General features: G+C 64.8%; 26 protein-coding genes. 14 read left to right on the top strand and 12 right to left on the bottom strand.

Annotated elements, in window-relative coordinates:
* Positions 1–284: 284 nt before the first annotated feature.
* From msrA to IC761_RS06515, 4 genes are all read left to right on the top strand, one after another.
* Positions 285–989: a peptide-methionine (S)-S-oxide reductase MsrA gene (gene msrA / locus IC761_RS06530; RefSeq protein ID WP_195802456.1), complete on the top strand. Its 705-nt coding sequence runs from the start codon at positions 285–287 to the stop codon at positions 987–989.
* A gap of 30 nt (positions 990–1,019) precedes the next feature.
* A complete protein-coding gene (gene msrB, locus IC761_RS06525) occupies positions 1,020–1,454 on the top strand; it encodes a peptide-methionine (R)-S-oxide reductase MsrB (protein WP_195802455.1) in 435 nt (144 codons plus the stop codon).
* Between the two features lie 108 nt (positions 1,455–1,562).
* A complete protein-coding gene (locus IC761_RS06520) occupies positions 1,563–1,727 on the top strand; it encodes a DUF3309 family protein (RefSeq protein ID WP_187436663.1) in 165 nt (54 codons plus the stop codon).
* Between the two features lie 214 nt (positions 1,728–1,941).
* Positions 1,942–2,235, top strand: a complete 294-nt coding sequence (locus IC761_RS06515) for a hypothetical protein (protein WP_027532521.1) — start codon at positions 1,942–1,944, stop codon at positions 2,233–2,235.
* A gap of 79 nt (positions 2,236–2,314) precedes the next feature.
* Here IC761_RS06515 and IC761_RS06510 read toward each other — a convergent pair whose 3' ends face one another.
* Together IC761_RS06510 and IC761_RS06505 are read right to left on the bottom strand one after the other, a co-directional pair.
* Positions 2,315–2,857 carry a DUF4112 domain-containing protein gene (locus IC761_RS06510; RefSeq protein WP_195802454.1) on the bottom strand — a complete coding sequence of 181 codons (543 nt, stop codon included), beginning with the start codon at positions 2,855–2,857 and terminating at the stop codon, positions 2,315–2,317.
* 61 nt (positions 2,858–2,918) lie between these two features.
* Complete coding sequence (locus tag IC761_RS06505; RefSeq protein WP_195802453.1) at positions 2,919–3,344, bottom strand: DUF5413 family protein; 426 nt, start codon at positions 3,342–3,344, stop codon at positions 2,919–2,921.
* A gap of 143 nt (positions 3,345–3,487) precedes the next feature.
* On the opposite strand from IC761_RS06505, the gene IC761_RS06500 reads away from it, so the two are divergent.
* Together IC761_RS06500 and IC761_RS06495 are read left to right on the top strand one after the other, a co-directional pair.
* Positions 3,488–3,733 carry a hypothetical protein gene (locus IC761_RS06500; protein WP_195802452.1) on the top strand — a complete coding sequence of 82 codons (246 nt, stop codon included), beginning with the start codon at positions 3,488–3,490 and terminating at the stop codon, positions 3,731–3,733.
* 266 nt (positions 3,734–3,999) lie between these two features.
* A complete protein-coding gene (locus IC761_RS06495) occupies positions 4,000–4,272 on the top strand; it encodes a hypothetical protein (protein ID WP_246791445.1) in 273 nt (90 codons plus the stop codon).
* Between the two features lie 39 nt (positions 4,273–4,311).
* Here IC761_RS06495 and IC761_RS06490 read toward each other — a convergent pair whose 3' ends face one another.
* Both IC761_RS06490 and IC761_RS06485 read right to left on the bottom strand, forming a co-directional pair.
* Positions 4,312–5,925: a hypothetical protein gene (locus IC761_RS06490; protein ID WP_195802451.1), complete on the bottom strand. Its 1,614-nt coding sequence runs from the start codon at positions 5,923–5,925 to the stop codon at positions 4,312–4,314.
* A 37-nt stretch (positions 5,926–5,962) separates the two neighbouring features.
* Positions 5,963–7,255, bottom strand: coding sequence for an adenylosuccinate synthase (locus IC761_RS06485; protein WP_195802450.1), 1,293 nt, complete (start codon positions 7,253–7,255; stop codon positions 5,963–5,965).
* Between the two features lie 414 nt (positions 7,256–7,669).
* On the opposite strand from IC761_RS06485, the gene IC761_RS06480 reads away from it, so the two are divergent.
* On the top strand, positions 7,670–8,602 hold the full coding sequence (locus IC761_RS06480) for a DMT family transporter (protein ID WP_195802449.1): 933 nt from the start codon (positions 7,670–7,672) through the stop codon (positions 8,600–8,602).
* 114 nt (positions 8,603–8,716) lie between these two features.
* Here IC761_RS06480 and IC761_RS06475 read toward each other — a convergent pair whose 3' ends face one another.
* Complete coding sequence (locus IC761_RS06475; RefSeq protein WP_195802448.1) at positions 8,717–9,106, bottom strand: DUF1330 domain-containing protein; 390 nt, start codon at positions 9,104–9,106, stop codon at positions 8,717–8,719.
* A gap of 104 nt (positions 9,107–9,210) precedes the next feature.
* On the opposite strand from IC761_RS06475, the gene IC761_RS06470 reads away from it, so the two are divergent.
* Positions 9,211–10,146, top strand: coding sequence for a DMT family transporter (locus IC761_RS06470; protein WP_195802447.1), 936 nt, complete (start codon positions 9,211–9,213; stop codon positions 10,144–10,146).
* An 84-nt stretch (positions 10,147–10,230) separates the two neighbouring features.
* On the opposite strand, the gene IC761_RS06465 is transcribed toward IC761_RS06470, so the two are convergent.
* Positions 10,231–11,916: a methyl-accepting chemotaxis protein gene (locus IC761_RS06465; protein WP_195802446.1), complete on the bottom strand. Its 1,686-nt coding sequence runs from the start codon at positions 11,914–11,916 to the stop codon at positions 10,231–10,233.
* A 251-nt stretch (positions 11,917–12,167) separates the two neighbouring features.
* Between IC761_RS06465 and IC761_RS06460 the strand changes: the two genes are divergently transcribed.
* From IC761_RS06460 to IC761_RS06440, 5 genes are all read left to right on the top strand, one after another.
* Complete coding sequence (locus IC761_RS06460) at positions 12,168–13,211, top strand: C-terminal binding protein (protein ID WP_195802445.1); 1,044 nt, start codon at positions 12,168–12,170, stop codon at positions 13,209–13,211.
* Between the two features lie 97 nt (positions 13,212–13,308).
* Positions 13,309–14,646: an ABC transporter substrate-binding protein gene (locus tag IC761_RS06455; protein ID WP_195802444.1), complete on the top strand. Its 1,338-nt coding sequence runs from the start codon at positions 13,309–13,311 to the stop codon at positions 14,644–14,646.
* Between the two features lie 117 nt (positions 14,647–14,763).
* Positions 14,764–15,720 (top strand): carbohydrate ABC transporter permease, encoded by a 957-nt coding sequence (locus IC761_RS06450; protein ID WP_195802443.1) that lies wholly within the window; start codon positions 14,764–14,766, stop codon positions 15,718–15,720.
* Positions 15,713–16,609 (top strand): carbohydrate ABC transporter permease, encoded by an 897-nt coding sequence (locus IC761_RS06445; RefSeq protein ID WP_195802442.1) that lies wholly within the window; start codon positions 15,713–15,715, stop codon positions 16,607–16,609. The genes IC761_RS06450 and IC761_RS06445 overlap by 8 nt, the downstream gene beginning before the upstream one ends.
* 85 nt (positions 16,610–16,694) lie before the next feature.
* Entirely contained in the window at positions 16,695–18,050 is a 1,356-nt protein-coding gene (locus IC761_RS06440; protein ID WP_195802441.1) for an esterase-like activity of phytase family protein, read from the top strand.
* Positions 18,051–18,120: 70 nt separating this feature from the next.
* Here the strand turns inward: IC761_RS06440 and IC761_RS06435 are convergent, their stop codons facing one another.
* Positions 18,121–19,812, bottom strand: a complete 1,692-nt coding sequence (locus tag IC761_RS06435; protein WP_195802440.1) for a mucoidy inhibitor MuiA family protein — start codon at positions 19,810–19,812, stop codon at positions 18,121–18,123.
* Between the two features lie 166 nt (positions 19,813–19,978).
* On the bottom strand, positions 19,979–20,599 hold the full coding sequence (locus IC761_RS06430) for a response regulator transcription factor (RefSeq protein WP_195802439.1): 621 nt from the start codon (positions 20,597–20,599) through the stop codon (positions 19,979–19,981).
* A 201-nt stretch (positions 20,600–20,800) separates the two neighbouring features.
* Between IC761_RS06430 and IC761_RS06425 the strand changes: the two genes are divergently transcribed.
* Positions 20,801–21,838 (top strand): AraC family transcriptional regulator, encoded by a 1,038-nt coding sequence (locus IC761_RS06425; RefSeq protein WP_195802438.1) that lies wholly within the window; start codon positions 20,801–20,803, stop codon positions 21,836–21,838.
* A gap of 6 nt (positions 21,839–21,844) precedes the next feature.
* Here the strand turns inward: IC761_RS06425 and hemN are convergent, their stop codons facing one another.
* From hemN to IC761_RS06405, 4 genes are all read right to left on the bottom strand, one after another.
* Positions 21,845–23,197, bottom strand: coding sequence for an oxygen-independent coproporphyrinogen III oxidase (hemN, locus tag IC761_RS06420; RefSeq protein ID WP_195802437.1), 1,353 nt, complete (start codon positions 23,195–23,197; stop codon positions 21,845–21,847).
* Positions 23,198–23,358: 161 nt separating this feature from the next.
* A complete protein-coding gene (locus tag IC761_RS06415; RefSeq protein WP_195802436.1) occupies positions 23,359–23,997 on the bottom strand; it encodes a GNAT family N-acetyltransferase in 639 nt (212 codons plus the stop codon).
* Between the two features lie 22 nt (positions 23,998–24,019).
* A complete protein-coding gene (locus IC761_RS06410; RefSeq protein WP_195802435.1) occupies positions 24,020–24,670 on the bottom strand; it encodes a 3-oxoacid CoA-transferase subunit B in 651 nt (216 codons plus the stop codon).
* A 15-nt stretch (positions 24,671–24,685) separates the two neighbouring features.
* Entirely contained in the window at positions 24,686–25,393 is a 708-nt protein-coding gene (locus tag IC761_RS06405; protein WP_195802434.1) for a CoA transferase subunit A, read from the bottom strand.
* Positions 25,394–25,558 lie beyond the last annotated feature (165 nt).

The raw sequence follows: 25,558 nt of genomic DNA, 5'->3' as shown, positions 1-25,558 counted from the left end.
GATCATGGATCGCGCGGGTTCATCTATTGTTTGAGCATGATCTTTGCAGAAAACCGCTTCACACTTTTCCGGATCATGCTCTTAGCGCGGAGTTCCTCGCCCCGCCAAGCCGAGTTCTCAGCCCGCCATCCTGGACGCCCTTTTTCACGGACTCGTGTCCGCTCCGGCGTAACAAGCAGGGGCTGCGGCCGTATCTCAGACGATGCGAAAACGCCGCCGGGCAGGCTGTTCGCCCGGCTCCAACCGCCCTAAACTGTCACATCTTCCGCAAAAGAGGATCCGCCATGCGCCGCGCCGCCCTGCTGTCCCTGCTTGCCGCCACCACCGCCCTGACGCTGGCTTTTGCCCTGCCGTCGCGGGCCGCCGAGGACGCGGTCGTGATCCCCGCCCCGACCGTGGACGCCGCGCCCGCAAGCGGCATCCAGACCGCGGTGGTCGCCGGCGGCTGCTTCTGGGGCGTCCAGGGCGTATTCCAGCACACGGCCGGCGTCGTCAACGCAGTCTCCGGCTATGCCGGCGGCTCGAAGGCGACCGCGGACTACCACACCGTCTCGTCGGGCTCGACGGGCCACGCCGAGTCGGTCGAGATCAAGTACGACCCGAAGAAGATCTCCTACGGCAAGATCCTCCAGATCTTCTTCTCGGTCGCCCATGATCCGACCCAGCTCAACCGCCAGGGTCCGGACAGCGGCACGCAATATCGCTCGGCGATCTTCACCACCTCCGACGAGCAGAAGAAGGTCGCGGACGCCTATATCGCCCAGCTCAACGGTGCCAAGGTCTACAGCAAGCCGATCGTGACCAAGGTCGGCGCGCTGGAGGCGTTCTATCCGGCCGAGGGCTATCACCAGGACTATCTGACGCTGCACCCGAGCCAGCCTTACATCGCCTATAACGACATCCCGAAGGTCGAGAACCTGAAAAAGCTGTTCGCGGAGAACTATATCGAGAAGCCGACGCTGGTGAGTGCCAGCAAGGCCACCAACTGATCGCGAGATCACCACAAAAACGGGAGACCCATGCCCGACACCAAGACGAAAACCACAGACGGCAAAACCACAGACGACAAGGTCATCAAGACCGACGAGCAGTGGCGCAGCGAACTGACGCCGATGCAATACGCGGTGCTGCGCGAGAAGGCGACCGAACGTCCCTTCACGGGCGAATATGAGCACGACCACCGCGCCGGCACCTATGTCTGCGCCGGCTGCGGCAATGTGCTGTTCGAGTCCGACGCCAAGTTCGATTCCGGCTGCGGCTGGCCGAGCTTCACGGCCCCGGCCGTCGATAGCCATGTCGACGAGGAGCGGGACGTCAGCCACGGCATGATCCGCACCGAGGTGCTGTGCTCGAAGTGCAGCGGCCATCTCGGCCACGTCTTCCCCGACGGCCCGGGACCGACCGGCCTGCGCTACTGCATCAACTCGGCGGCGCTGAAGCTCGATCCGAAATAAACGTTAGGGGTCGCCGGGTTCCCGCATGGAACCCGGCGGCCCGTTGTGCTTTTCTTCTCAGGCGGCGCGGCCGGTCATCGCATTCCGGCGGCCGCCAGGGAGGATGAAATGTCACTCGGGACCATCCTGATCATCCTGGTGATCATCTATCTGCTGGGCGGCTGGTCGGGCCGGATCGGCGGCTATGGCTACGGCATGGGCCATTCCGGCATGGGGATCGGCGGCGTCGTTCTGGTGGTGCTGCTCGTCCTGCTGCTTCTCGGCAAACTGTAAACCACATAAGATATTGAAATAATTATGATTTATGCTGCTGCGGACCAGCCATGCGCGGATTCATCATCTCGCATCGCAGGGGTCGCAATTTTGTCAAATCGGCTTATATTAGAGACCGAGAATGACATGTGCGGCGGGCCCACCCGATTGTGGCCTCCGCCCTCCCAAACCCCACGCGCTTAAAGCCCCAGAGAAGATCACGAGGTCTTTGACCATGCGTCCACTGCGTCCGTTCAACTTCAACACTTCCGCCGAACTCTTCCCCGCTGCGATCCGCAAGAAGAAGCGCGCGGGCTTCACCTATCGGCGGTTCGGCACCGCGGCCGAAGCCGTGCAGTTCGCCATGGAGCAGTTGCCGACGGATTCGTTGAACGGTGCCTATCTCCAGGTCGAGGAAGCTCGCTTCGACCAGAACGGCATCCGCTCGCTCTATGAGAGCGAAGCGTTCCCGCTGCCCCGTCACCGCAAGCCCGAACCGGTCGCCGAGACCGACGCCGACGCGGCGTAAGCCTCTCTCGCAAGCCTCCGATGTGCGCAGACAGCGCGATGGCCAAACGGTCATCGCGCTTTTTGCGTTTGAGGGCGCCTCAGATCCGCGGCTGCTTGTCCAGCCAGCGGCGCAGCAGGCGGACGTTGCGCATGTTGGCGCGGAACATGACGTCGAAGGCGTCGCCCGCGAACGGGACCATGCCGACCACGCCGTCGACCGCGACATTGCCGAGCATCCGCGCGGTGAGATACCAGGGCGCGCCCAGCGCGCGGGCCTCGCGCACCAGCCACAACGAGATCGCGGTGGTGATGATGTCGCCGACGATCGGGATCAGCCCGATCAGCCCGTCGATGCCGTAGCGGATATTGGTGCCGGGCAGGATGAAGGCGACGTCGAGCAGTTTTGCGATCGCCTCAAGCCGCGCGATCCGTTGCTCGCGTGTCAGGTTGCCGAACGGGTTGCCTTGGCCGAACTCGAAGCGGAATTCGCGAAAACCCTGCTCCAGCGTCTCGGGCCGGATCTCGTGGCCGTCCTGGTCGATGATTGGCCCGCGCGCCGCGCGGCCCGAAAAGTCGGCGCGCGCATGCGCCCCCGAACGGGACTTTCGTGGGGCAAGAATATCGTCGTCGGACATCGTCATGGCCTGAAGGAAACGCACGAGCGCGGCAGAGGTTGCTGCGCCGCGCCAGAGGATCGCGCGCTCAGCTCGCGACCGCCGCCGGTTGCGGCTCCTCGACATAGCGATGCACGAACCAGGATGACAGCACCGCCGGCACGAAGCCGACCAGGCCGTACAGGATGAACTGCACCGCGCCCGAATCCGACCCGCGTGAGCTGTAGGTCAGCGAGGCCAGGATGAAGGCGAACAGCCCGACCAGCATCATCCGCAGCATCGGCCCGACCCGCCTGACATGGAGCAGGATGTCGTCGACCGCGCCGATCATCAGCGACGGCAGGAAGCCGAACAAATAGCTGTATTGCAGGGTCTTGAAGAACACCACGAACAGCTTGCCGACCTCGCCCCAATTGGTCTGGGTCCAGTAGCCGGACTGGTAGGTGGTGGTCAGCAGCAGCAGGAACCCGCCCACGAACGGGCCGACGAGCGCAAACACCAGATAGCGTTTCATCAAGTACTCCTTGCAGTCGGCGGCTTTTATAGCAGCGCGGCCGGAACCTTGGATAGCGGTTGCAGGCCGCCTTGGGGGAACAAGTGGCAAGGCGGCGGGTTCTGACAGGACTTGAAATTCACCTGTCAGATTTGGAGCCGCCGATGTCCCGCAAACTGTTTGTCCTGGCGACGATCGCACTTGCGGCCCTGAGCGGCCTGTCGACCACGCCCATTCTCGCGCAGGGCCATATGGGCACACCGCAGGAGCAGAACGCCTGCTCGCGCGATGCTTCGCGGCTGTGCCGCAAGGACCTCGGCAATGACGGTGCGGTGCAGAGCTGCCTGCAAGCCAACCGCGCCAAACTGTCGAGATCGTGCGGCAAGGTGTTCGAGAGCCACGGCATGTGAGCGGGCTTGGCGAGTGCGTGCCGGCATTTTGCGTGACGGACGCGCAACATCTGCGAATTCCTTCGCGACTCCCATTGCAGCTTCGTGGCAATGGCGCATACTCGAATCGGGCGGCGCAGCACTTTCGATTCGAAAATCAAGAGATCGAGCGACCACGTGCAGGGTGAGGGCCCTGCGTGATGGCAGCGACATGCGGCAGATCAAGCCGCGTGCGGCGCCCCAAAATCAAGCGGTTCAATCCGCGGAACTTCGGGGACGCATACTGCATGACACGCTATCAGACCATCGCCACGCTGTTCGCCTTTGCCACCGCCATGGCCCTCCAGACATCGCCAAGCCTCGCCTTCTCGCCCGAAGCGCAGCAGATGTGCTCGGGCGATGCGATGCGGCTATGCGCCAGTGAAATCCCCGACATCCCCAGGATCAGGGCCTGCATGGTCCAGAAGAAGGCGCAGGTCAGCCCCGGCTGCCGCGCCGTGATGGATCGCGAGGCTGCCGCCGCCGCCGCAGCGCGCAAGCGGGAAGCGGCGGCGCAGTAGGCTTCAATTTCGGTTGGGCCGTTCAGCAGCGAGAAGAGCTCAGTCGCCCCACTGCGCGAAGGCGTCGTTGAAGGCGCGCTCGCCCGGGGCGCCCTTCTCGATCGCGATGATGGCGCGGCGCTGGTTGGCGTAGACGAGCGGTACGTCGAACCAGGAGCGCTCCTTCAGGAGCTGGACATTGCGGGTTCGGTCGGCGTCGACATTGGAGAGACCGACCAGGAAGAAGCCGTCGGTGACCTTGACGGCCAGGCCCGCGAGCGGCGTGCCGCGCGCCTGCTCGTTCGACTTCATCAGGATGCCCGGCACGTTGGAGACGCCGCCGCCGGGAAAGTCCGGTGGCAGGATGAAGGTCAGTTCCGCGGTGTGGCTCGCCGGCAGCGACGAGTCGGTGTTGCGGCGGAATGACATCGTCATCTTGAACTTGCGGTCGGGAATCTCGATGTCGGCGCGCACGGCGACGTCGGCCTTCTGGTTGCCCGACGCCTTGATCGGCTCGAGCCGCCACACCACCGAGCCGACATATTGCTTGCCCTTGGGATCGGACGGATCCTCGTCATAGAGCACGACCTTCTGCGCCACCGGTGCGACCGGCTGATCGCTCGCCGAGGGCTGGCCGACGCGGTCCGGAATCTTGGGCTTGGACTGCGGCTGCGAGGAATCCTTCGGCGCCTCCACCACCTGGGTCGGCGAGGACTTGAACAAATTGGTCGCGGTCTGGACCAGCGACTTGCCCCAGAGGATGCCGGCGCCGACCAGAATCAGCACGATGCCGACGGCGATCGCACTCTTGAACGGGAAGATGGAGCCGGCGCGCTTGGGCCTCTGCCTCTTGTCGGCGCCGCGGTCGAGGACCGGGATATGCGGGCGCCCCGATGGCGGCCGCGGCGCATAGCGCTCGGCCTCCTCCATCGACTCGTCATAGGAATAGGGCGCCTCACCCTCGCCGGCGCGGTTTTCCAGGCTCGGCTCGAGCCGGTCGAATTCCGGCGAGGGCGAGGGCACGTTGGCATAGGTGCGGCGCGCGGCGCGGTTGGCCTGCGCGGCGGCACCGCCGAGATCATTGGCGTCCGCTGTAATGTCGCGGAAGCCGCGCACACCGGGCGCCGGCGGCAGCGGTGGCGGCGGACTGGCATCCGGCGGACGCCGGCCAGCGGAGCGATCACGCCCGACCGGCGGAGGCGCCGGCGGCTCCGGTTGGCGCGGCGCGTCGAAGCGCGGGGCGCGCGGCGGACGCGGGGCATCGCCCTGATCGTCGCCGCCGGGTTGCGGGCGCGGCGGCGGTGCGGCCGGACGGGCGCGCGGCGGAGCAGCAGCGGCGGCCGGAGGCGATGCAGGTGGCGGGTTAGCCTCGGTGGCGCGGGCGGTGGCCCGGCGGAACGCATCGCCGCTGCCGCCACCCGCGCGGGCGCCGCCACTGGCGCGCGAGGCCTCGCGGGCGCGCTGGGCGGCTTCCGATTCGACCTTGCGGACGGCCTCTTCCAGCGACAGCCGTTCGCGGGTGATCTCGGATTCGGAGAGCGGCGGCTGCACGCTGCGCAGCTGCGCGATCAGCGCCGTGCGCGCCCGCTCATAGAGCGCGCGACGGCTTTCGCCGGGAGCGTTGGGGTCCAGGGCGGCAATAGCGCGGGCGATCAGCGGATAGTAATCAGCCATTTCAACTCAACTATACGCGCGTCCCGGTAAGATATCGTTAAGCCTCAAACGGATTTTGCACCAGGATAGTATCCTCGCGTTCGGGGCTGGTGGAAAGCAGCGCGACCGGGCACCCCACCAATTCCTCGATCCGGCGGACATATTTGATGGCCTGGGCCGGCAGCTGCGCCCAGGACCTGGCGTTGGCGGTCGGCTCCTTCCAGCCCTCGATGGTCTCGTAGATCGGCTCGACCCGGGCCTGGGCGCCCTCGCCCGCCGGGAAATAATCGATCTCCTTGCCGTCGAGCTTGTAGCCGACGCAGACCTCGATCGAATCGAAGCCATCGAGAATGTCGAGCTTGGTCAGCGCCAGCCCGTTGATGCCGCAGGTCCGCACGGTCTGGCGGACCAGCACGGCGTCGAACCAGCCACAGCGGCGCTTGCGTCCGGTATTGACCCCGAACTCGCGACCGCGACGGCCGATCTCTTCGCCGATCTCGTTGAGAAGCTCAGTCGGAAACGGTCCCTGGCCGACCCGGGTCGTATAAGCCTTGCAGATACCGAGCACATAGCCGACCCCACCCGGACCGATGCCCGTTCCGGTCGCGGCCTGCGCCGCCACCGTGTTCGACGAGGTGACGTACGGATAAGTGCCGTGGTCGACGTCGAGCAGCGCGCCTTGCGCGCCCTCGAACAGGATCCGCTTGCCCGCACGCCGCTCGCTATCAAGCAGCCGCCACACCGTCTCGGCATAGGGCAAGAGCTGCGGCGCCAGCGCGCTCAGCTCTTTCAAGATCTCCTTGCCGTCGAACTCCGGCAGGTTGAGACCGCGGCGCAATGCGTTGTGGTGAGCCAGCAGCCGGTCGACCTTGTGCGGCAGGGTGTCGAGGTCGGCGAGGTCCATCAGGCGGATGGCGCGGCGGCCGACCTTGTCCTCGTAAGCCGGCCCGATGCCGCGGCGGGTGGTGCCGATCGCGGTCGCGGAGTTGGAGGATTCGCGGAGCGCATCGAGCTCGCGATGCAGCGGCAGGATCAGGGTGACGTTCTCCGCGACGCGCAGATTCTCCGGGCCGACCGCCACGCCCTGTCCGCGCAGCTTGGCGACCTCGTCGAGGAAGGCCTGTGGATCGAACACCACGCCGTTGCCGATCACCGCCAGCTTCGACGGGCGCAGCACGCCGGAGGGCAGCAGCGCGAGCTTGTAGGTCTCGCCATTGATGACCAGCGTGTGGCCGGCGTTATGGCCGCCCTGGAAGCGCGCGACGATGTCCGCCTGCTCCGACAACCAGTCGACGATCTTGCCCTTCCCTTCGTCGCCCCACTGGGCGCCGACGACGACAACGTTGGCCATTCGCGGGTAATCCCTATTCAACCTGTCTCTAAGAGGCGTGATCCTCGCGGAAAACCGGTGCCCACTTTTCCGGGATCATGCCTATCGCCCAGCCCAATCCACGGCCGGGGCCGCTCGCACGCGAGGCAGCCCAACCGGATAAAGGAAGCAGCCTCTCTAGGCAAGCAAGAACGGGGCTTTTTCAGGGCCCGGAAGCTCCTCCAAGCCTTTGATATCCCCGGAAAATCCAGAAACGTCTGGGGGCCTCGACCAAAGCGTGAGACGCAGCATCCGCCGCTGCATGGTCGCGATGCGTCCGCCCCCCGTTGATGCCGCCGCGATTTCCGTGTCTTTGAGCGAGGCCGGGCTCTGAGCCGGCCCGGGCATCGCCGGGCCGACGGCCTCGGCGCATCTTGCGGGGCCATAACAATCACAATGACCGCCACCGGCCAGACCACAAGCGCCGATCAGCCCGGCCACAACTGGATCGCCAACCAGCCTTATCTTCTGCTCAGCATCACCGCGCTGTGCTGGGCCGGCAATGCAATTGTCGGGCGGCTCGCCGCCGGCCACATCCCGCCGGTGACGCTGTCGTTCCTGCGCTGGACCTTCGCCTTCCTGCTGGTGCTGCCATTCGCCTGGAAGCACCTCGCCCAGGACTGGACCGCGATCCGCGAGAAACTCGGCCTGATGATCGTGCTGTCGATCACCGGCATCGGCGCCTTCAACACGCTGCAATATTGGTCGCTGGAGCACACCCAGGCGCTCAACACGCTGCTGCTGCAATCGGCAGCACCTCTGGTCGTGGCGCTGTGGTCGCTGGTCATTCTCGGCATCCGGCTGACCGCGGCGCAGGCGCTCGGCGTGCTGATCTCGATGTGCGGCGTGCTGATCATCCTGTTGCACGGCGACTTCACCACGCTGTCGAACATCGCCTTCAACAAGGGCGACCTGATCTTCATCGTCGCACTCATCATCTTCGCGCTCTATTCGGTGCTGACGCTGAAACGCCCGCCGATCCACGGCCTGTCGTTCCTCGCCTTCACCTTCGGCGCCGGTGCGGCCTGCCTGATCCCGCTCGAGATCTGGGAATTGTCGGCTCGTCCCGTGATGAAGCTCGACGGGCCGAACCTGCTCACCCTGTTCTACGTCGCTGTCTTCCCGTCGACGCTCGCCTATCTCTGCTTCAATCGCGGCGTCCGCCTGATCGGCGCCAACCGCGCCGCACCGTTCTTCCACGTCGTGCCGGTGTTCGGCTCGATCATGGCGATGATCTTCCTCGGCGAGCTTCCGCAGGCCTTCCACTTCATCGGTTTCGCGCTGGTGCTGTCGGGCGTGTTCGTGGCGTCGCGGAAGCAGGCGACGTAACTCCCATTCGTAGGGTGGGCAAAGCGAAGCGTGCCCACGATGCCACACGGAGCGTGGAAGATGGTGGGCATGGCGCGCGAAGAGCGCGCCTTTGCCCACTCTACGAATCTCACGTCAGCTCATCTTGAACTTGCTGTAAGCCTCGCTGGTCGCGATGATGACGTGTTCGGCGCAACCGTTGACGCGATGCGGATCGGCGTTGGTCTCGTAGGCTTCCGACGTCATCATGTCGAGGAAGGCCGTAACAGTCGGATAATAAACCAGCGCCACAAAGTCCCATTGGTTGCCGGCGTGCCGACCGAGCGCGACCGCCTTGGCTTCGCCGGTCCAGAGCAACGTGCCGCCGCGCGCCCTGATCATCGGCACCGTGATCGCGCTGTAGCGCAAATAGGCGTCCCAGCCGGAGCCGTCGCCGTCCAGCGCGTGCTCGTGGAAGCGCATCAGGTTCAGCATCACCACAGGCGCATGCTGGTCGAGCCGTTCGAGGCCCTCGATGTTCAACATATTAACCGCCAATGACACCTCCCTGATCTGCTTTGCATTGTAGCCTTGCGGTCACGTGACTTGTGTCACAACGAGAATCCGGCGCAAGGTCGCATCCAACGCCAATGACGATCGCTTCGCCCGCGCCACCGGCCTCGAATCCGGCCAGTTGGCTCAACAACCAGCCTTATCTGCTGCTCAGCCTGAGCTCGCTGTTCTGGGCCGGCAACATCGTGCTCGCGCGCCATGTCGGCGCGCACGTGCCGCCGCTGACGGTGACCACGATCCGCTGGTTCGGCGTGTTCCTGATCCTGCTGCCGTTTTCCTGGCCGCATCTGAGGCGCGACTGGCCCGCGTTGCGCAACAGCCTGCCGCTGATGCTGTTTCTGTCGCTGGTCGGTTTTGCCTTCAACAACGCGATCTCCTACTGGGCCCTGCAATATACCGAAGCGCTGAACGCGCTCTTGATCCAGTCGGCCGGGCCGCTGTTCGTGGCGCTGTGGTCGCTGCTGCTGTTCGGCGTGCGGCTGACGGCCGCACAGCTCGCCGGTATCGCGATCTCGCTCGCCGGCGTGCTGATCATCATCCTGCGCGGCGATCTCGCGGCGCTGGCCAGCATCTCGTTCAACAGGGGCGACATCATGTTCGCCTCGTCGCTGGTGGCGTTCGGAATCTACTCGGCCTTCATCCCGCGCCGGCCGAAGGTGCATCAGCTCTCGTTCCTGTCCTTCACCACCTGCTGCGGCGCGATGATGCTGCTGCCGACGGCGATCTGGGAGGCGTGGAGCGGCAATGTCATGCAGTTCGACACCGTGACGCTGATGACGCTCGGCTACATCCTGATCTTCCCCTCGACGCTGGCCTATCTCTTCTTCAACCGCGGCGTCGCGCTGATCGGCCCGAACCGCGCCGCGCCGTTCTTCCATCTGGTGCCGGTGTTCGGCTCGGCGATGGCGATCCTGCTGCTCGGCGAAAAGCTCCAGCCGTTTCACCTGATCGGCTACGCGCTGGTGCTCGCCGGCGTGGTGATCGCCTCGCGCCAGGGCTCGGGCGTGAAGTAATTCCGCAGCGCGGCGACCTCAAAAAAGAAAAGATGGGCACGACGCTTCGCGCCTTTGCCCACCCTACGAATTCAGCGCAAGAATTTACGCCGCGCGCACCTTGGCGAGGAAGCCGTCCACAGCGTTGCGCAGCGCGCCGGACTGGCTGTCCAGCTCGCGGGCGTTGGTGAGCACGTCGCCGGCCGCAGTACCGGTCGCTTCCGCGGCCGAGGTGACGCTGCCGATATTGGCGTTGATCTCGCTCGAGCCGGCCGCGACCGACTGGATGTTGCGGGCGATCTCGCGGGTGGCCTCGCCCTGCTGCTCGATCGAGGCCGAAATGCCGGCGGTGATCTCGCTCATCTCAGCGATGGTCTGGGTGATGCCGCCGATCGCTGCGACCGCGTCGCTGGTCGAGGTCTGCATCGCCGCGACCTGGGCAGAGATTTCCTCGGTCGCCTTCGCAGTCTGGTTCGCCAGCGCCTTGACCTCGGAAGCGACGACGGCGAAGCCGCGGCCGGATTCGCCGGCACGCGCCGCCTCGATGGTGGCGTTGAGCGCGAGCAGATTGGTCTGCGCCGCGATCGAATGAATGAGCTTGACCACCTCGCCGATCTTCTCGGCGCCGGTGGAAAGCTCCTGCACCGTGGCGTTGGTACGCTCGGCATCGCTGACGGCCTTGCTCGCCACTTCGGTCGAGCGCGTCACCTGGCGCGAGATCTCAGCAACCGAGCTCGACAGCTCTTCGGCGGCGGCGGCAACGGTGCCGACATTGCCGGAGGCTTTTTGCGAGGCTGCACCGACCGTTGCCGCACGCGACGAGGCGTCGCTCGCGGTCGCGGTCATCGACTGCGCCGTGCTCTGCATGCCGGCCGCGGCCGAGGAGACCGAGCGGACGATGCCGTTGACGCTGCGTTCGAAGTCGTTGGCGATATCTTCCATCGCGCTGCGACGCTCGGCCGCGGCGCGCTCCTTCGCAGCCGCTTCGGTCTGCTCGAGGTCGCGGATGCGGACCGCGTTGTCCTTGAAGATCTGGACGGTCGAGGCCATCGCGCCGACTTCGTCACCGCGGCCGACGCCGGGGATGTCGCCTTCGAGCTTGCCGTCGGCGAGATCCTTCATGCGGGTGCCGAGCAGCGCCAGCGGACGGCTGATGCTGCGGCCGAGCAGCCAGGCGACGCCGCCGGCAACGATGACGATGCCGAGCATGGCGAGGCCGAGCAGCCAGTAGACCGGGCCCATCTTCCGATCGATGTCCTCGAGATAGGCACCGGTGCCGAGATACATGTCGAAGCCGGGGACCGCGACGGCGTAACCGATCTTGCGGATCGGCGTCTCCTGGCCGGGCTTCACATATTCATAATAGAGCAGGATCGAGCCGTTGGCCTTGACGCCGTCCATCAGCTCGACCGACAGCTTGCGGCCGTTGGTCACGACGTCCATGCGGTTGGTGCCGATCTGCTTCGGATCGGGGGCGAGCTGGGTGATGCCGTCATAGGTCGTGCCGAACAAGTAACCCGAGCCGTTGTCGTAGGTCATCGAATTGCCGTAACGGCGAAGCTCGGCCAAGGCCGCATCCTTCGTCATCTCGCCGGCATCGATGCGCTTCTTCAGCGCGGCAGCATAGTTGCGGCCGAGATCGACGATCGCCTTGGTCTGGTCGATGCGCGCGCTCACCATCTCCTGCTTCATCAGATACCCGGCGAGAACGCCTGAGATGCAGAGGCCGAACAAGGTAACGCCGACAAGAATGCCAAGCTTGGGCGCGATTTTCAGATTGCTCAACTTCACGATGGGCTCCTTGAACGGCGCGAACGCGGCGCGGTTTTTCTGATTTGAGTCAATTTTTACCGTTAGACCCCTTAGCAAGTTACTTACACGCCTCCGTAGAAGCCCGTACGCTGCCGGGAAACCGGCAAATAATCGCTGCCACGACAACCGGGAATTGTACGCGACCGCATCGATTTCGCGTAAAAGACGCAAAGGCCCGCCCAAGGAGGCCGGCCACAACAAGAACCGACAAACCAAATCGGGAGCAGGAAATGCCGAAATACAGGGTGGTGACGCCGAAGGGCGCGAGCTTCACGGTCGCCGGCAGCGACTATTCATACGAGCGCGAGGCGCTCGATCCGATCGATGCCGAGATCGTCGAGGCCCCCGCCAACGAGGCCGAGTTCATCGTCGCCGCGAAAAACGCCGACGCGATCTACGCCAAGGGCATCCCGATCACCAAGACCATCATCGACGCACTCGAGAGCTGCAAGGTCATCACGCTCGGCTCGGTCGGCGTCGACAGCGTCGATGTGAAGGCGGCAACCGCGCGCGGCATTCCCGTCACCAACATCCCCGACACCTTCATCGAGGAGGTCGCCGACCACGCCATGATGCTGCTGCTCGCCGGCTTCCGCCGCCTGGTCGAGCAGGACAGGATGGTGCGCAGCGGGCGCTGGGCCGAGGGCCGGCCGGCGCTCCTGAAGATTCCGCGGCTGATGGGCCATACGCTCGGCTTCGTCTCGTTCGGCCGCGTCGCGCGCGCGGTTGCGAAGCGCGCCGCCCCGTTCGGCCTGCGCATGATGGCCTACGATCCCTTCATCCAGGAAACGCTGATGTGGGACCATGGCGTCATCCCGGCGACGCTGAACGAGGTGCTGTCGCAATCCGACTTCATCTCGATGCACGCGCCGGCCCGGCCCGAGGTGCATCACATGCTGACGGAGAAGCACTTTCGGCAGATGAAGAAAGGCTCGATCTTCATCAACACCGGCCGCGGCGCGACGGTCGACGAGGAAAGCCTGATCAAGGCGCTGCAGGAGGGCTGGATCGCACATGCCGCCCTCGACGTGCTGGAGAAGGAGCCGCCCTCGCACAACAACCCGCTTCTGGGCATGGAGAGCGTGACCCTGACCGCCCATGTCGCCTCGGCCTCGGCACGGTTCGACGAGGCGCGCAAGCGCCGCGTGGGCTACGAATTGTCACTGGTGCTTCAGGGCATGTGGCCGGTAAGCTGCGTCAATCCGTCGGTGCTGCAGGACACCGCGCTCCGCCGCTGGCAGCCCGTCAGCATGGACCGCGGTCCGAACAGCTGAGGCGGCCGGCGCAAAACGCGCCGAAAGACCGGCAAAACCGGAACGGCCCTTCACCGGCGATCAACGCCGGGAAGGGAGACATCACAGGGAGGAACTGATGAGGAACGACATCACGCGTCGTGATGCCTTGGCGCTGGGCCTGTCCGCAGCAACGTTCGCTGCCTCCGGTGTTGCAGCGCACGCCCAATCCGCGATCAAGGCCGCGGACGTCCCCGCGCCGAAACTGCCGATCGAGAAGGGCGCGACGCTGCGCATGCTGCGGCCGGTGCGCTTCGTCCAGGCCGACGAAGACGTGTTCCGCGCCAATGCGACAAAATTCACCAAGGACACCGGTGTCGAGGTCAAGGTCGATTTCGTCGGCTGGGAGGACATCAACCAGCAGACGGCGGTGACAGCCAATTCCGGCGCCGGTCCCGACATCATCATCGGCTTCCGCGACGCGCCGCATATCTACGTCGACAAGCTGATCGAGCTCAGCGATGTCGCCGAATACCTCGGCAAGCGCTACGGCGGCTGGCTCTTCCTGGCCTCGAAGTTCGGTAAGCGCGCCAAGAGCAACGACTGGATCGGCCTGCCGTTCGGCGCCAGCGGAGGGCCGCTGATCTACCGCAAGTCGGTGCTGCAACAGATCGGCTTCGACCGCGTGCCCGAGGATCATGCCGGGGTCCTCGACGTCTGCCGTAAATTGCAGAAAGCCGGCAAACCGGCCGGTTTCGCGCTCGGCAACGCCGTCGGCGACGGCAACGGCTTTGCGGAATGGCTGCTGTGGTCGCACGGCGCCGCGCTGCTCGACGTAGACGGCAATCTTACCATCAACAGCAAGGAAACGATCGCAGCACTGAAATATCTGAAGGAGCTGTACCCGACCTTCATCGCCGGCACGCCGTCCTGGAACGACGTATCGAACAATCGCGCCTATTCCTCCCAGGAAATCGCGCTGACCGCGAACGGCGTCTCGCTCTATTTCTCATTGAAGAACGATCCCGCGACCAAGCCGATTGCCGACGACAGCGAGCATCAGTTCCTGCCGAAGGGGCTCGCGCCGAGTCCCCCGATGTCCGGCCTCACGCTGAATGCAATGGTATTCAAGCACAGCCCTTATCCCAACGCGGCAAAGGCGTTCCTCCAGTTCATGCTCGAGAAGGAGCAGTACGAACCTTGGCTCAACGCCAACAGTGGCTACTGGGCGCAGCCGCTCGCGGCTTACGACGACGCAGCCGTGTGGTCGGGTGATCCGAAAGTGAAGATCTTCAAGGACACCATGCGGAACGAATACTGGACTGGCTACAAGGGGCCGATCTCGACTGCGACCGGCGCCGTAGGTGCTGACTACGTGCTCGTCCAGATGTTCGCATCTGTCGCCACCGATGCGGCGACGCCGGAAGCCGCCGCGGCGGAGGCGGAGCGGCGGGCGAAGCGATACTTCAGGAGGTAGTTGCGGGAAGTACCATCATTGCGAGCAGCGGCTTGTGCCTTCGCTAGAGCTTCGGCGGACGAGTCGCTTCGCTCGTGATGACGGTGTGGTGACCTCCAAAGACAGGCCAACAACCCAATGTCCGTGACCACGCTCCCCTCTCCCGCCCTGACGCAACGGCAGCCATCCTGGCTGGTGCGGCTGTTCGACACCAAGCCGTTCCTGATCGTGATGTGCCTCGCGCCCGCGATCGGGCTGCTCGCGGTGTTCCTGACCTATCCGCTCGGCCTGGGCATCTGGCTGGCCTTCACCGACACCACGATCGGGCGGAAGGGCGTCTTCGTCGGCCTGGAGAACTTCCAGTATCTGCTCACCGATCCCCTGTGGTGGAACGCGGTATTCTACAGCGTGGTCTACACGGCCATCGCGACCTTCGGAAAGTTCGCGCTCGGCTTCTGGCTCGCGTTGCTGCTCAACAACCATTTTCCGTTCAAGAGCCTGTTGCGCGCGATCATCCTGTTGCCCTGGATCGTGCCGACGGTGCTCTCGGCGCTGGCGTTCTGGTGGATCTATGATCCGCAATTCTCGATCATCTCCTATCTGCTGGTCGACGTGCTGCATTGGCGCACGAGCAACATCGACTTCCTCGGCTCACCGTGGCCGGCGCGCTTCTCGCTGATCGCCGCCAACATCTGGCGCGGCATTCCCTTTGTCGCGATTTCGCTTCTCGCGGGCTTGCAGACCATCTCGCCCTCGCTCTACGAGGCCGCGATGCTCGACGGCGCCAGCGCCTGGCAGCGCTTCCGCTACATCACCTTCCCGATGATGATGCCGATCCTCGCCATCGTCATGACCTTCTCGATCATCTTCACCTTTACCGACTTCCAGCTCGTCTACGCCATTACCCGCGGCGGGCCCGTCAACTCGACCCATCTGCTGGCGACGCTCGCCTTCCAGCGCGGCATCGCCGGCGGCGAGCTCGGCGAAGGTGCGGCGATCGCGGTGTCGATGATCCCGTTCCTGGTGTTCGCGACGCTGTTCTCCTATTTCGGCCTGGCGCGCCGCAAATGGCAGCAGGGAGAGGCCAATGACTGACACCGTCGCGCAACCGACCGCCGACGCGAGGGCGGCACCCGACACCATGGCCTGGGATTCCGGGCTGCGGCGGCTGATGATGATCTATCTGCCGCTCGGCTGCTTCGTGCTGATCCTGCTGTTTCCGTTCTACTGGATGGCGATCACGTCGTTCAAGCCGAACGCCGAGCTGATGAACTACAAGGAGCACAACCCGTTCTGGATCTCCTCTCCGACACTCGCCCACATCAAGCATCTCTTGTTCGACACCGCCTATCCGCGCTGGCTGTGGACGACGATGCTGGTCGCGATCGGCTCGACCACGCTGTCGCTGATCGCGAGCACGCTCGCCGCCTACGCCATCGAGCGCCTGCGCTTCCGCGGCAGTGCTTATGTCGGCCTCGGCATCTATCTCGCCTACCTGGTGCCGCCGTCGATCCTGTTCATTCCGCTCGCAACCGTCGTGGTGCAGTTCGGCCTGTTCGATTCACCGCTGGCGCTGATTCTGGTCTATCCAACCTTCCTGGTGCCGTTCTGCACCTGGCTCCTGATCGGCTATTTCAAGTCGATCCCCTACGAGCTCGAGGAATGCGCACTGGTCGACGGCGCGACGCGGCTGCAGATCCTGCGGCGGATCACACTACCGCTCGCGGTGCCCGGGCTGATCTCGGCCGGCATCTTCTCCTTCACGCTGTCCTGGAACGAGTTTATCTATGCGCTCGCCTTCATCCAGAGCGGCGCCAACAAGACCGTGCCGGTCGCGATCCTGACCGAGCTCGTCACCGGCGACGTCTATCAATGGGGCGCGCTGATGGCGGGCTCGCTGCTCGGCTCATTGCCGGTTGCGATCTTCTACTCGCTGTTCGTGGACTATTACGTCTCGTCGCTGACGGGCGCGGTGAAGGAGTAACCGGCGCCTGCGGCGTTTCGCCCGACTTCACAAAATTGCAATATGCAATCCCCATAAGGCGTGCGTCCGCTAACAGGAGACGCACATGCGCGCGACTTTTCTCAGCACCGTCGCAACGATCATTCTCGCCGCGAGCAGCGCGCTCGCCGAGAGCGAGGGCGAATTCCCGGCCAAGCTCGCCGGCCACGTGGTGATGCCGGCCGCGACCTTCATCGATGCGCCGGCGGACGCGCCCGCGGATCTCAAGACGTCCGGCAAGTACACCACGGGAAAACGCGTCGACGCGCTCGGCACCGTGATGGGCAAGTCGTTTGAGCGTCCGACCGGCATCTCGCTGCCGTTCAAGGGCCAGCCGCTCCAGGGCCATTCCGGCATCAAGCATATGCCCGACGGCAGCTACTGGGTCATCACCGACAACGGCATGGGCGCGCGCGCCAACTCGATGGACTCGATGCTGTATCTCAACCGCTACAGGATGGATTGGGCGAGCGGCAAGATCGAGCGCCAGGAGACCATCTTCCTGCACGATCCCGACAGACGCGTGCCGTTCCGCATCGTGCATGAGGACACCGAGAAGCGCTACCTCACCGGCGCCGATTTCGACACCGAGGGTTTCCAGATCATCGGCGACACCTTCTGGATCGGCGACGAGTTCGGCCCCTACATCCTGAAGGCCGACAAGACCGGCAAGATCCTCGCCCTGTTCGAGACCATCGCCGACGGCAAGCCGGTGCGCTCGCCCGACCATTGGGCGGTCTCGACCCCGGGCGCGCCGGGCGCGACCTACACCAACGTCAATCTCCGCCGCTCCAAGGGTTTTGAAGGCTTTGCTTCGTCGAAGGACGGCAAGTTCCTCTACGGCCTGCTCGAAGGCCCGCTGTGGGACGCCGACAAGAAGGACTGGGAGCGGGTCGACGGCAAGGAAGCCTCGCGCATCCTCGAATTCGACGTCGCTACCGAAAAGTTCACGGGTCGCTACTGGCAGTATGTGTTCGAGCAGAACGGCAACGCCATCGGCGACTTCAACATGATGGACCCGGTAGCCGGCCTCGTGATCGAGCGCGACAATGGCGAAGGCACGCCCGACAAGGCCTGCCCGGCTGGCACCCGCGGCGAGAACTGCTTCCCGGACGTTGCCAAGTTCAAGCGCATCTACAAGATCGAGCTGTCCGACGCCAATGTCGGCAAGCCCGTGCGCAAGATCGGCTATATCGACCTCATGAAGATCCAGGACCCCGACAAGAATGCCCGCAAGCCGCTCAATGACGGCGTCTACACCTTCCCGTTCTTCACCATCGAGAACGTCGATCGTGTCGACGACGCCCACATCATCGTCGGCAACGACAACAATCTGCCGTTCTCCTCGAGCCGCGATCCCAACAAGGCCGACGACAACGAGTTCATGCTGCTCGAGGTCGCGGACTTCCTGAAGGCGAAGTAAGGGTTCGGCGGCGAAGGTGCGCTCCCTCTCCCGCAAGCGGGACAGCACCTCCGTCGTGTCGCGACCGACTCTAGCCCGCTGGCGCGATTACCACGTTCTTGTCCTTCGGCCAGCGGACGCGCCAGGCGAAGTTGATGTCCTTGACTTCGCCGGGCTTGGCGTCGAACGACCATTCCAGCACGCCGCGCTTGTCGCGGATATCCTTTGCCGTGGGTGGCGTGGTCGTGGGCAGCATTTCGACCGTGATTTCCTCGCTCTCGCTGACCGGCAGCTGATCCTCGATCGCGACCTTGATCGGGAAGTCGTGACCGTTGCGGATTGTGGTCTTGAACGCACGCTCGTCGGTCTTCGAGGTCGTGACCAGTAGGCCGGCCGAGCCCTCATTGCGCTTGAGCACCGCGCGCTCGATCTTGACCTTGTCGTCGGCGCCGAAGCCGAGCCGGACGATGTCGTCCTTGGCCGAGGCCGAGAGCTTGCCGCGGCCGACGAAGACGCCATCACGATAGATCGCGACCTTGCCTGGCAGCAACGTCGTGTCGTCGGCCTGCTTGAAGCTCGCTTCGAGGAAGGCGGTGGGGTCCTGAACCGGCGCGGCGCGCACCGCGAGATCGGCCGGCACCGACATTGAAGCGATGCGCAGGCTCTTGGCGCCTTCGGCGGCACCGAGGCTGACGTGGCCGGGGATCTTGAAGGTGGCCTGGAAGTCGCCGATCTCGGCGGCCGCCTGTTGCTCGTCGGCGCGCTGGGCCGGCGCAATTTCGTCTTTGTCTTTCATATTGGAAGATGCCTGCTCCATCCTTCGCAACATAGGCGCGGGCGCGGCTGACGGCATGGCGTCCGAGACCGCACCGAGGGCCCGCGGCTTCGGCACCTGCGGATACTGCGCAACCAGCGAGATCAGCTCCGGAGCGCTGCCGCCACGGCCGATACGAACGGTGGAGACACCGAGCGTGACATTCGACCAGTCCTCGCCGGTCGATTGCGTGACCTCGGCGCGGCGAACCAGCTCGAGCTGCGGCTTGCGGTCCTTGCCGCCGGTGTCGAGCCGGGCGTCGTAAAGCGGCAGCCAGCGCGCATTGCGCACAGCGTAAGTCACGCGCAGCGTCGCCTTCGTCGCAGCCGCTGAAGCGACATCGATCCTCACCTCGAGCTTGCTCGGCGGCTTGGCCGCGCGCTCGGCTTCGAGCTGCGCGATCTGGCGGTCGATCTCACGCTGCTTTCGCGCAGCATCGCGGATCGCGGTGTCAGCGGTCGCGATTTCCTCGGCCACGGCAGTAAAGGCCGCGCGCCATTCAGCGATCGGCCGAGCCTCGCCCTTCTCGCCGAGACCGGCCGGAGACGCTTCGGCAAAGTGCTGCGCGAACTTGCGCCGGGCGGTGGCCGCATCGATGTCGCCTTGCAGATCGGCGCGCTGATCCCTCAGCGCTTCGATGCGCTTGTCGAGTTCCGGGAGGTTGACGGGCTGCGCCGCGCGCGGCGGGCGCGCGTCGATCGTGCCGATGGTGAGCTTTGCGCCCGCCTCGCCCTCGACCCGGAGGGAGGACGGATCGAGCGAGAGCGGAAAATCCCTGGCGACCAGCGTGCTGTCGCCCGAGGCGATATCCAGGACCATGACGCGCGTCACAGTGGCGCCATCGGGATAGACGGTGACGGTATCGATGGCCGATGTGGCGTCCACATCGGCAGCCCATGACGGTAAGACGACAGCATTGGTCACCAGAACCAGGCTCGTCGTCGCCAGATATCTTGCGATCGTCCGCATAAAGATCCCTCCTGCCGATATCGCTGCGCCGCCAGCCGGACGCGCGAGAAATGCCACGCCATCGTGGTAAGACGCGGCAGCGAAGGAACTGGTTCGAATGGGGTTTCCGTGGGGCGCCGCTACGGCGGCACCAAGGCCGCGGAACGCGCCATTGGCCCGCAGCAGATCAGATCTGGCCGGGCGAACCCTGGCCGAAGATGCGGCGGAGCAGATCGGTCACGTTCTTGGCGCCGGCCTTCTTCAAAATGCTGGCGCGATAGCCCTCGACCGTGCGTGCGCTCAGATGCATGCGCCGAGCGATCTCCTTGTTGGTCAGGCCGGCGGCGAGATGTTCGAGCACGTCGCCTTCGCGCACGGTCAGCGGCTCGCAGCCGGGCAGCCAGCGCTGCCGGCTCGCATCGGGCTGCGCGAACTCGTCGATCGCGGCGTCGATGCGGTTGACGATGTCACGGGTGCGGAACGGCTTTTCGATGAAATCGGCCGCGCCGCTCCTGATGGCGTCGACCGCCATCGCGATGCTGCCATTGGCCGAGGTCACCAGCACCGGCGCCATGCAATTCTCCTCGCGCAGCCGCTTGAGCACGTCGAGGGCGGAGCGATCGGGCGGCATCTCCAGCAGCACGCAGGCCGGCATCCGTGCCCTAGCTTCGGACAACAGCGAGGCGCCGTCGGCAAAGCAGATCACGTCATAGGCGCTCTGTTGAAGCGCCGTTGAGAGTTGTTCGCGGGAGGCAGCGTCGGTTTCAATGACGAATACCTCACCCTTGGAAAGCATGTTCCCCGGCATAATCCCGATCCAGCAATGTCTTGGTCAAATGATCCGAGACGGCCGGGGGCTCGATCGCACCCCACCGTCATGAGCGTGGCATTCGCGCCAGTGCTTCGGTTTCCGTTATGTATGTTCCGCCGTGTTCCCGGATTTGACGGATCGGGACAGAAACTTTACATTTCGGGACATCTGCGGGAATGGCTGGCAGGAACGGTTGGCATGACCGACCTCATTCGCAGCGCAGGCTTGAGTTATTACCCGGAAGTCGCCCGGTCGGTCGGGCTCGACCCCAGGCAGATGATGCGCAAGGTCAGGCTGCCGCTGGCAGTCCTCGACAAGCCTGACACCCCCATCGCCGTCACAGCCTTGCGCCGCCTGCTCGAATTGTCGGCAGAAGCCTCCGGTGCCGAAGATTTCGGCTTGCGGCTGGCCGAGCACGGCGGCCTGACCAATTTCGGCGCGGTCGGCCTGATCGTGCGCGAGCAGGCGACCGTCGGCGAGGCGATCGAAGCCTTCTCGCGCTTCATCCATATTCATCATGACGGCATGCGGCTCGACGTCGCGCGCGACAAGCAGACGGTGACCATCAGGTTACATCTGCGCGGCCGGCAGCCGACCGCGCCGCGCCAGTCGATCGACATGGCCTTGGGCAGCATCCACCGCATCATTCAGTCGCTGTTCGGCAGCGATTGGCGGCCGCAGGAGGTGCACCTGCACTATCCGCCGCCGCACGATCGCAAGCGCTACCGCGACTTCTTCGGCTGCCGCGTGATCTTCAACGCGGAGGACGATGCGATCCTGCTGTCGGCGCACGACATGGAGCGCCGTATTCCGAGCGCGCATCCGCTGATCGCGAGCTATCTGCGCAAGCGGATCGAGGCGATCGAGAACCGGCCGGCAAGCTGGGAGGAAAAAGTCGACGAAGTCGTGCGCCTCCTGCTCGCCAGCGGCGACTGCACGGTCGAGCGCGTCGCCGAGCACCTCGCCTGCACCCGCCGCACCATCCACCGCCACCTTGCCGAGGCCGGCACCAGCTTCTCGAAAATTCTCGACGCGCAGCGCGCCGATCTCGTGATCCAGCTGATCGAGGATCCCGAGCGGCCGCTGGCGGATATTGCCGCGCAACTCGGCTTCTCGGCACAAAGCGCCATGGCGCGCTGGTTCCGCGGCCGCTTCGGCTGCACCATCACCGCATGGCGTAGGGGCGTGCGGCCGCTGGCAAAGCCGGGCAGCGTGCGGCCGGCGAGCGCGGCCTAGGCCGGGTTACACCGCCCTGCTGTGCAACTGCTTCGCCGGGTCGAGATGCGCGTCGAATGCCGCAGCGACGCTGCGGACCAGGAAGCGCGAATCGTGCGCGACCGCTAGCCGGTCGCCATCGAGCTTCACGACACCGTCCGAGATCAGCGGCTTGAGCCGCGACGCCGATGTCAGCATCGCATCGAGCCCTGCGCCATGACGCGCGCAGATCTCGCCGAGATCGGCGCCGAACTCGCACATGATCCGTTCGATGATGTCGGCGCGCAGCCGATCATCGTCGGTCAGCCCATAGCCCTTCGCGGTGGCGAGGCGGCCGCCAGCGATGCTCTGCCCATAGGCGCCGATCTGCACCTCGTTCTGGACGTAGCCTTGCGGCAGACGCCCGATCGCGCTGGCGCCGAAGCCGAGCAGGACCTCCCCTCTGTCCGTCGTGTAGCCCTGAAAGTTGCGGCGCAGCGTCCGCTCTTCGAAGGCCACGGCCATGGCATCGTCTGGGCGCGCGAAATGATCGAGCCCGATCTGCACGTAGCCGGCGTCTTTCAGCGTGCCGGCGATCGCACAAGCCTGGTCGTGACGCGCAAGGCCATCGGGCAGGACGGCCTCGTCGATCATGCGCTGATGCCTCTTGAAGCCGGGCACATGCGCATAGCCGAACACCGAGAAGCGGTCGGGTGCGAGCGCAAGGCTGCGCCGCACGGTGTCCAGGCACGAGGCGACCGTCTGATACGGCAGCCCATAGATCAGGTCGAAATTGATGCCGTTGACGCCGGCCCGCCGCAGCATGTCAACGACGACGGCCGTCTGCTCAAAACTCTGCACGCGGTTGATCGCGCGCTGCACGACGGGATCAAAACTCTGCACGCCGAGGCTGACGCGATTGACGCCGGAGAGCCGCATGGCTTCGACCATCCCTGATGTCAGCGTGCGCGGATCGATCTCGACGGCGATCTCGGCCGAGGGCAGCACGAAGAACGCCTGGCGCATCGCCGCCATTATCTCGGCAAAGGCCTCCGGCGCCATGATGGTCGGCGTGCCGCCGCCAAAATGGATATGCTCGACCCTGATGCGGCGTCCAATCGCCCCAGTGACGAGCGCGATCTCGCGCAGCAGCGTCCGCTGGTAGGCCGCGACGAGCTGGTCGCGACGAACGATCTGGGTGTGACAGCCACAGTACCAGCACATCTCGCGGCAGAACGGCACGTGCAGGTAAAGAGAGGCACTGGCGTTCGAGGGGAGCTCGGACAGCCAGCGTGCGTAGATGTGCGCGCCGATTGCCGGCGAGAAATGCGGGGCGGTCGGATAGCTCGTGTAGCGCGGCAAGCGCTCCTCGCCGTAGCTCGCCGCGAGATCGGTGCTCATCTGTCGTCCATTCGTCAATCGATGCCGCGCGCAGTGGCGCGGCAAATCCCGGATGGCATCGGATTACCCGTTTTTGGGAAGATGACCTTGCGCTCGCTCAACGATCCGGTGCCGGATTTGGTCGATGATCGCGTTGCCCGCGTGATCTCTTCGCGACAAGGTCAGATCGCGCGCGCAAACATGCGAAACCCCGGTGCGCCGATCAGCGCTTCGAACGCGGGATCGCGCTTCTCTTCCGCGAACGCAAAGCCGGCCTTGGTATACGCACGCTCGGCTGGCGTGTTGCCGATTAGGAACGATATCGTCGCACGGGTAAAGCCGGCTGTCCGCCCCTGATCCAGCGCGTGCGCGATCAGTGCCTGCACGAGACCGCGGCCGCCATAGGCTGGATCGGTTGCGACATGCTCGATCATCCAGTCGCCCTCGCCGCCCTGAACCCAGCAGGCGCGTGCGTAGGCGCCGCGCTGGCGGATAGCATCCAGCTCTGAAGTCGTGAGCCCGGTCGCGGCTCCGACTTCCTCGATGGCATGCCAAGCCGCAGGACCGGTGCCAGCCGCGGGCACGGCGCAGAGCGCGGCGCCGGGCTCACCATCGACTTCCGCGATCCGGAACTGCGAGACGTGCCACATCGACACCGTGGGTGCGACCGCGACGCGCGCGATGAAATCGAGGCACTCCGCTTCGGGCCAGCCGAGCGCGACGTCGAACCAGCCGCGCGGCCTGTAGCCGCGCATCGATCGCAGGATGGTTTTGGCGATGAAATCGGCGTCTTCAGGACGCGCAGACCGTATGGTCGTCATGCGCGCCCCCGTTGCGAAGACCCTACGTATTCTTCAGCGCGACGCGGAATTCGGCTTCGGTCTTTTCCTTGACCTCGTCGAGCGTGACGCCGTCGGCAAGCTCGATCAGCGCCATGCCGCCGTCGCCATGCTTGTCGATGGTGAAGACGGCGAGGTCCGTCACCACCATGTCGACCACGCGCTCGCCGGTGAGCGGCAGGTTACACTTCTTCAGCAGCTTGGCGCCGTCCTTGGCGGAATGCTCCATCACCACGACGACGCGCTTGACGCCGGCGACGAGGTCCATCGCGCCGCCCATGCCCTTGACCATCTTGCCCGGGATCATCCAGTTGGCGAGATCGCCGTTCTGGGCCACCTGCATGGCGCCGAGGATCGACAGGTCCATGTGGCCGCCGCGGATCATGCCGAAGGAATCCGCGCTCGAGAAATACGAGGTCGACGGCAGTTCGCTCACGGTCTGCTTGCCGGCGTTGATGAGGTCGGCATCCACTTCGTCCTCATAGGGAAACGGGCCCATGCCGAGCATGCCGTTCTCGCTCTGGAGGCTGACATCGACGCCGTCGGGGATGTAGTTCGAGACCAGCGTCGGGATGCCGATGCCGAGATTGACGTAATAGCCGTCACGCAATTCCTTCGCGGCGCGCGCGGCCATCTGTTCACGGGTCCAGGCCATGTAACTCTCCTGATCTTAGGCGGCAGTGCGCGGGCGGGTGTTGCGGAATTCGATGCGCTTGTTGGCCGTGCCGACCTCGACAATGCGCTTCACGAAGATGCCGGGCGTGTGGATGTGGTCGGGATTGAGTTCGCCGGCCGGAACCAGATGCTCGACCTCGGCCACCGTGACCTTGGCGGCAGTTGCCATCATCGGGTTAAAGTTGCGCGCGGTCTTGCGGTAGATCAGGTTGCCGGCGGTGTCGCCCTTCCAGGCATGCACGATGGCGAGGTCGGCGAACAGGCCGCGCTCCATCAGGTACTTCTCGCCGTCGAACTCCTTCACTTCCTTGCCCTCGGCGATCAGCGTGCCGACGCCGGTCTTGGTATAGAAGGCCGGGATACCGGCGCCGCCGGCGCGGATGCGCTCGGCCAGCGTACCCTGCGGATTGAATTCGAGCTCCAGCTCGCCGGCGAGGAATTGCTGGGCGAACAGCTTGTTCTCACCGACATAGGACGAGATCATCTTCTTGATCTGGCGGGTTTCGAGCAGGCGGGAGAGCCCGATGCCGTCAACGCCGGCATTGTTGGAGACCACGGTCAGACCCTTGACGCCGGCGTCGCGGATCGCATCCGAAAGCGCCTCGGCGATGCCGCAGAGGCCGAAGCCGCCGGACATGATCATCATGTTGTCCTTGAGAACGCCCTCAAGAGCCGACTTGGCGTCGGGATAGACCTTGTTCATGCAAAAACCCTCGAACCTTCGGCTTGCAGGCGCAGCGCCTTATTGGCGGCGATTATTAGGCGAAATCGTCCGAGGCCGTCAATGATACGGGGTTCTCCGCTCCGGCCCCCGGTGATAGAAGCTGCCCACGCCGTGGGCAGACCCGTCCGCGGCCTTGAAAGCGAC

Source organism: Bradyrhizobium commune (genome assembly GCF_015624505.1).
Classification (GTDB): Bacteria; Pseudomonadota; Alphaproteobacteria; order Rhizobiales; family Xanthobacteraceae; genus Bradyrhizobium; species Bradyrhizobium commune.
Note: the sequence above shows the minus strand (reverse complement) of the source record. Positions and strands in the feature narration are given on the sequence as shown.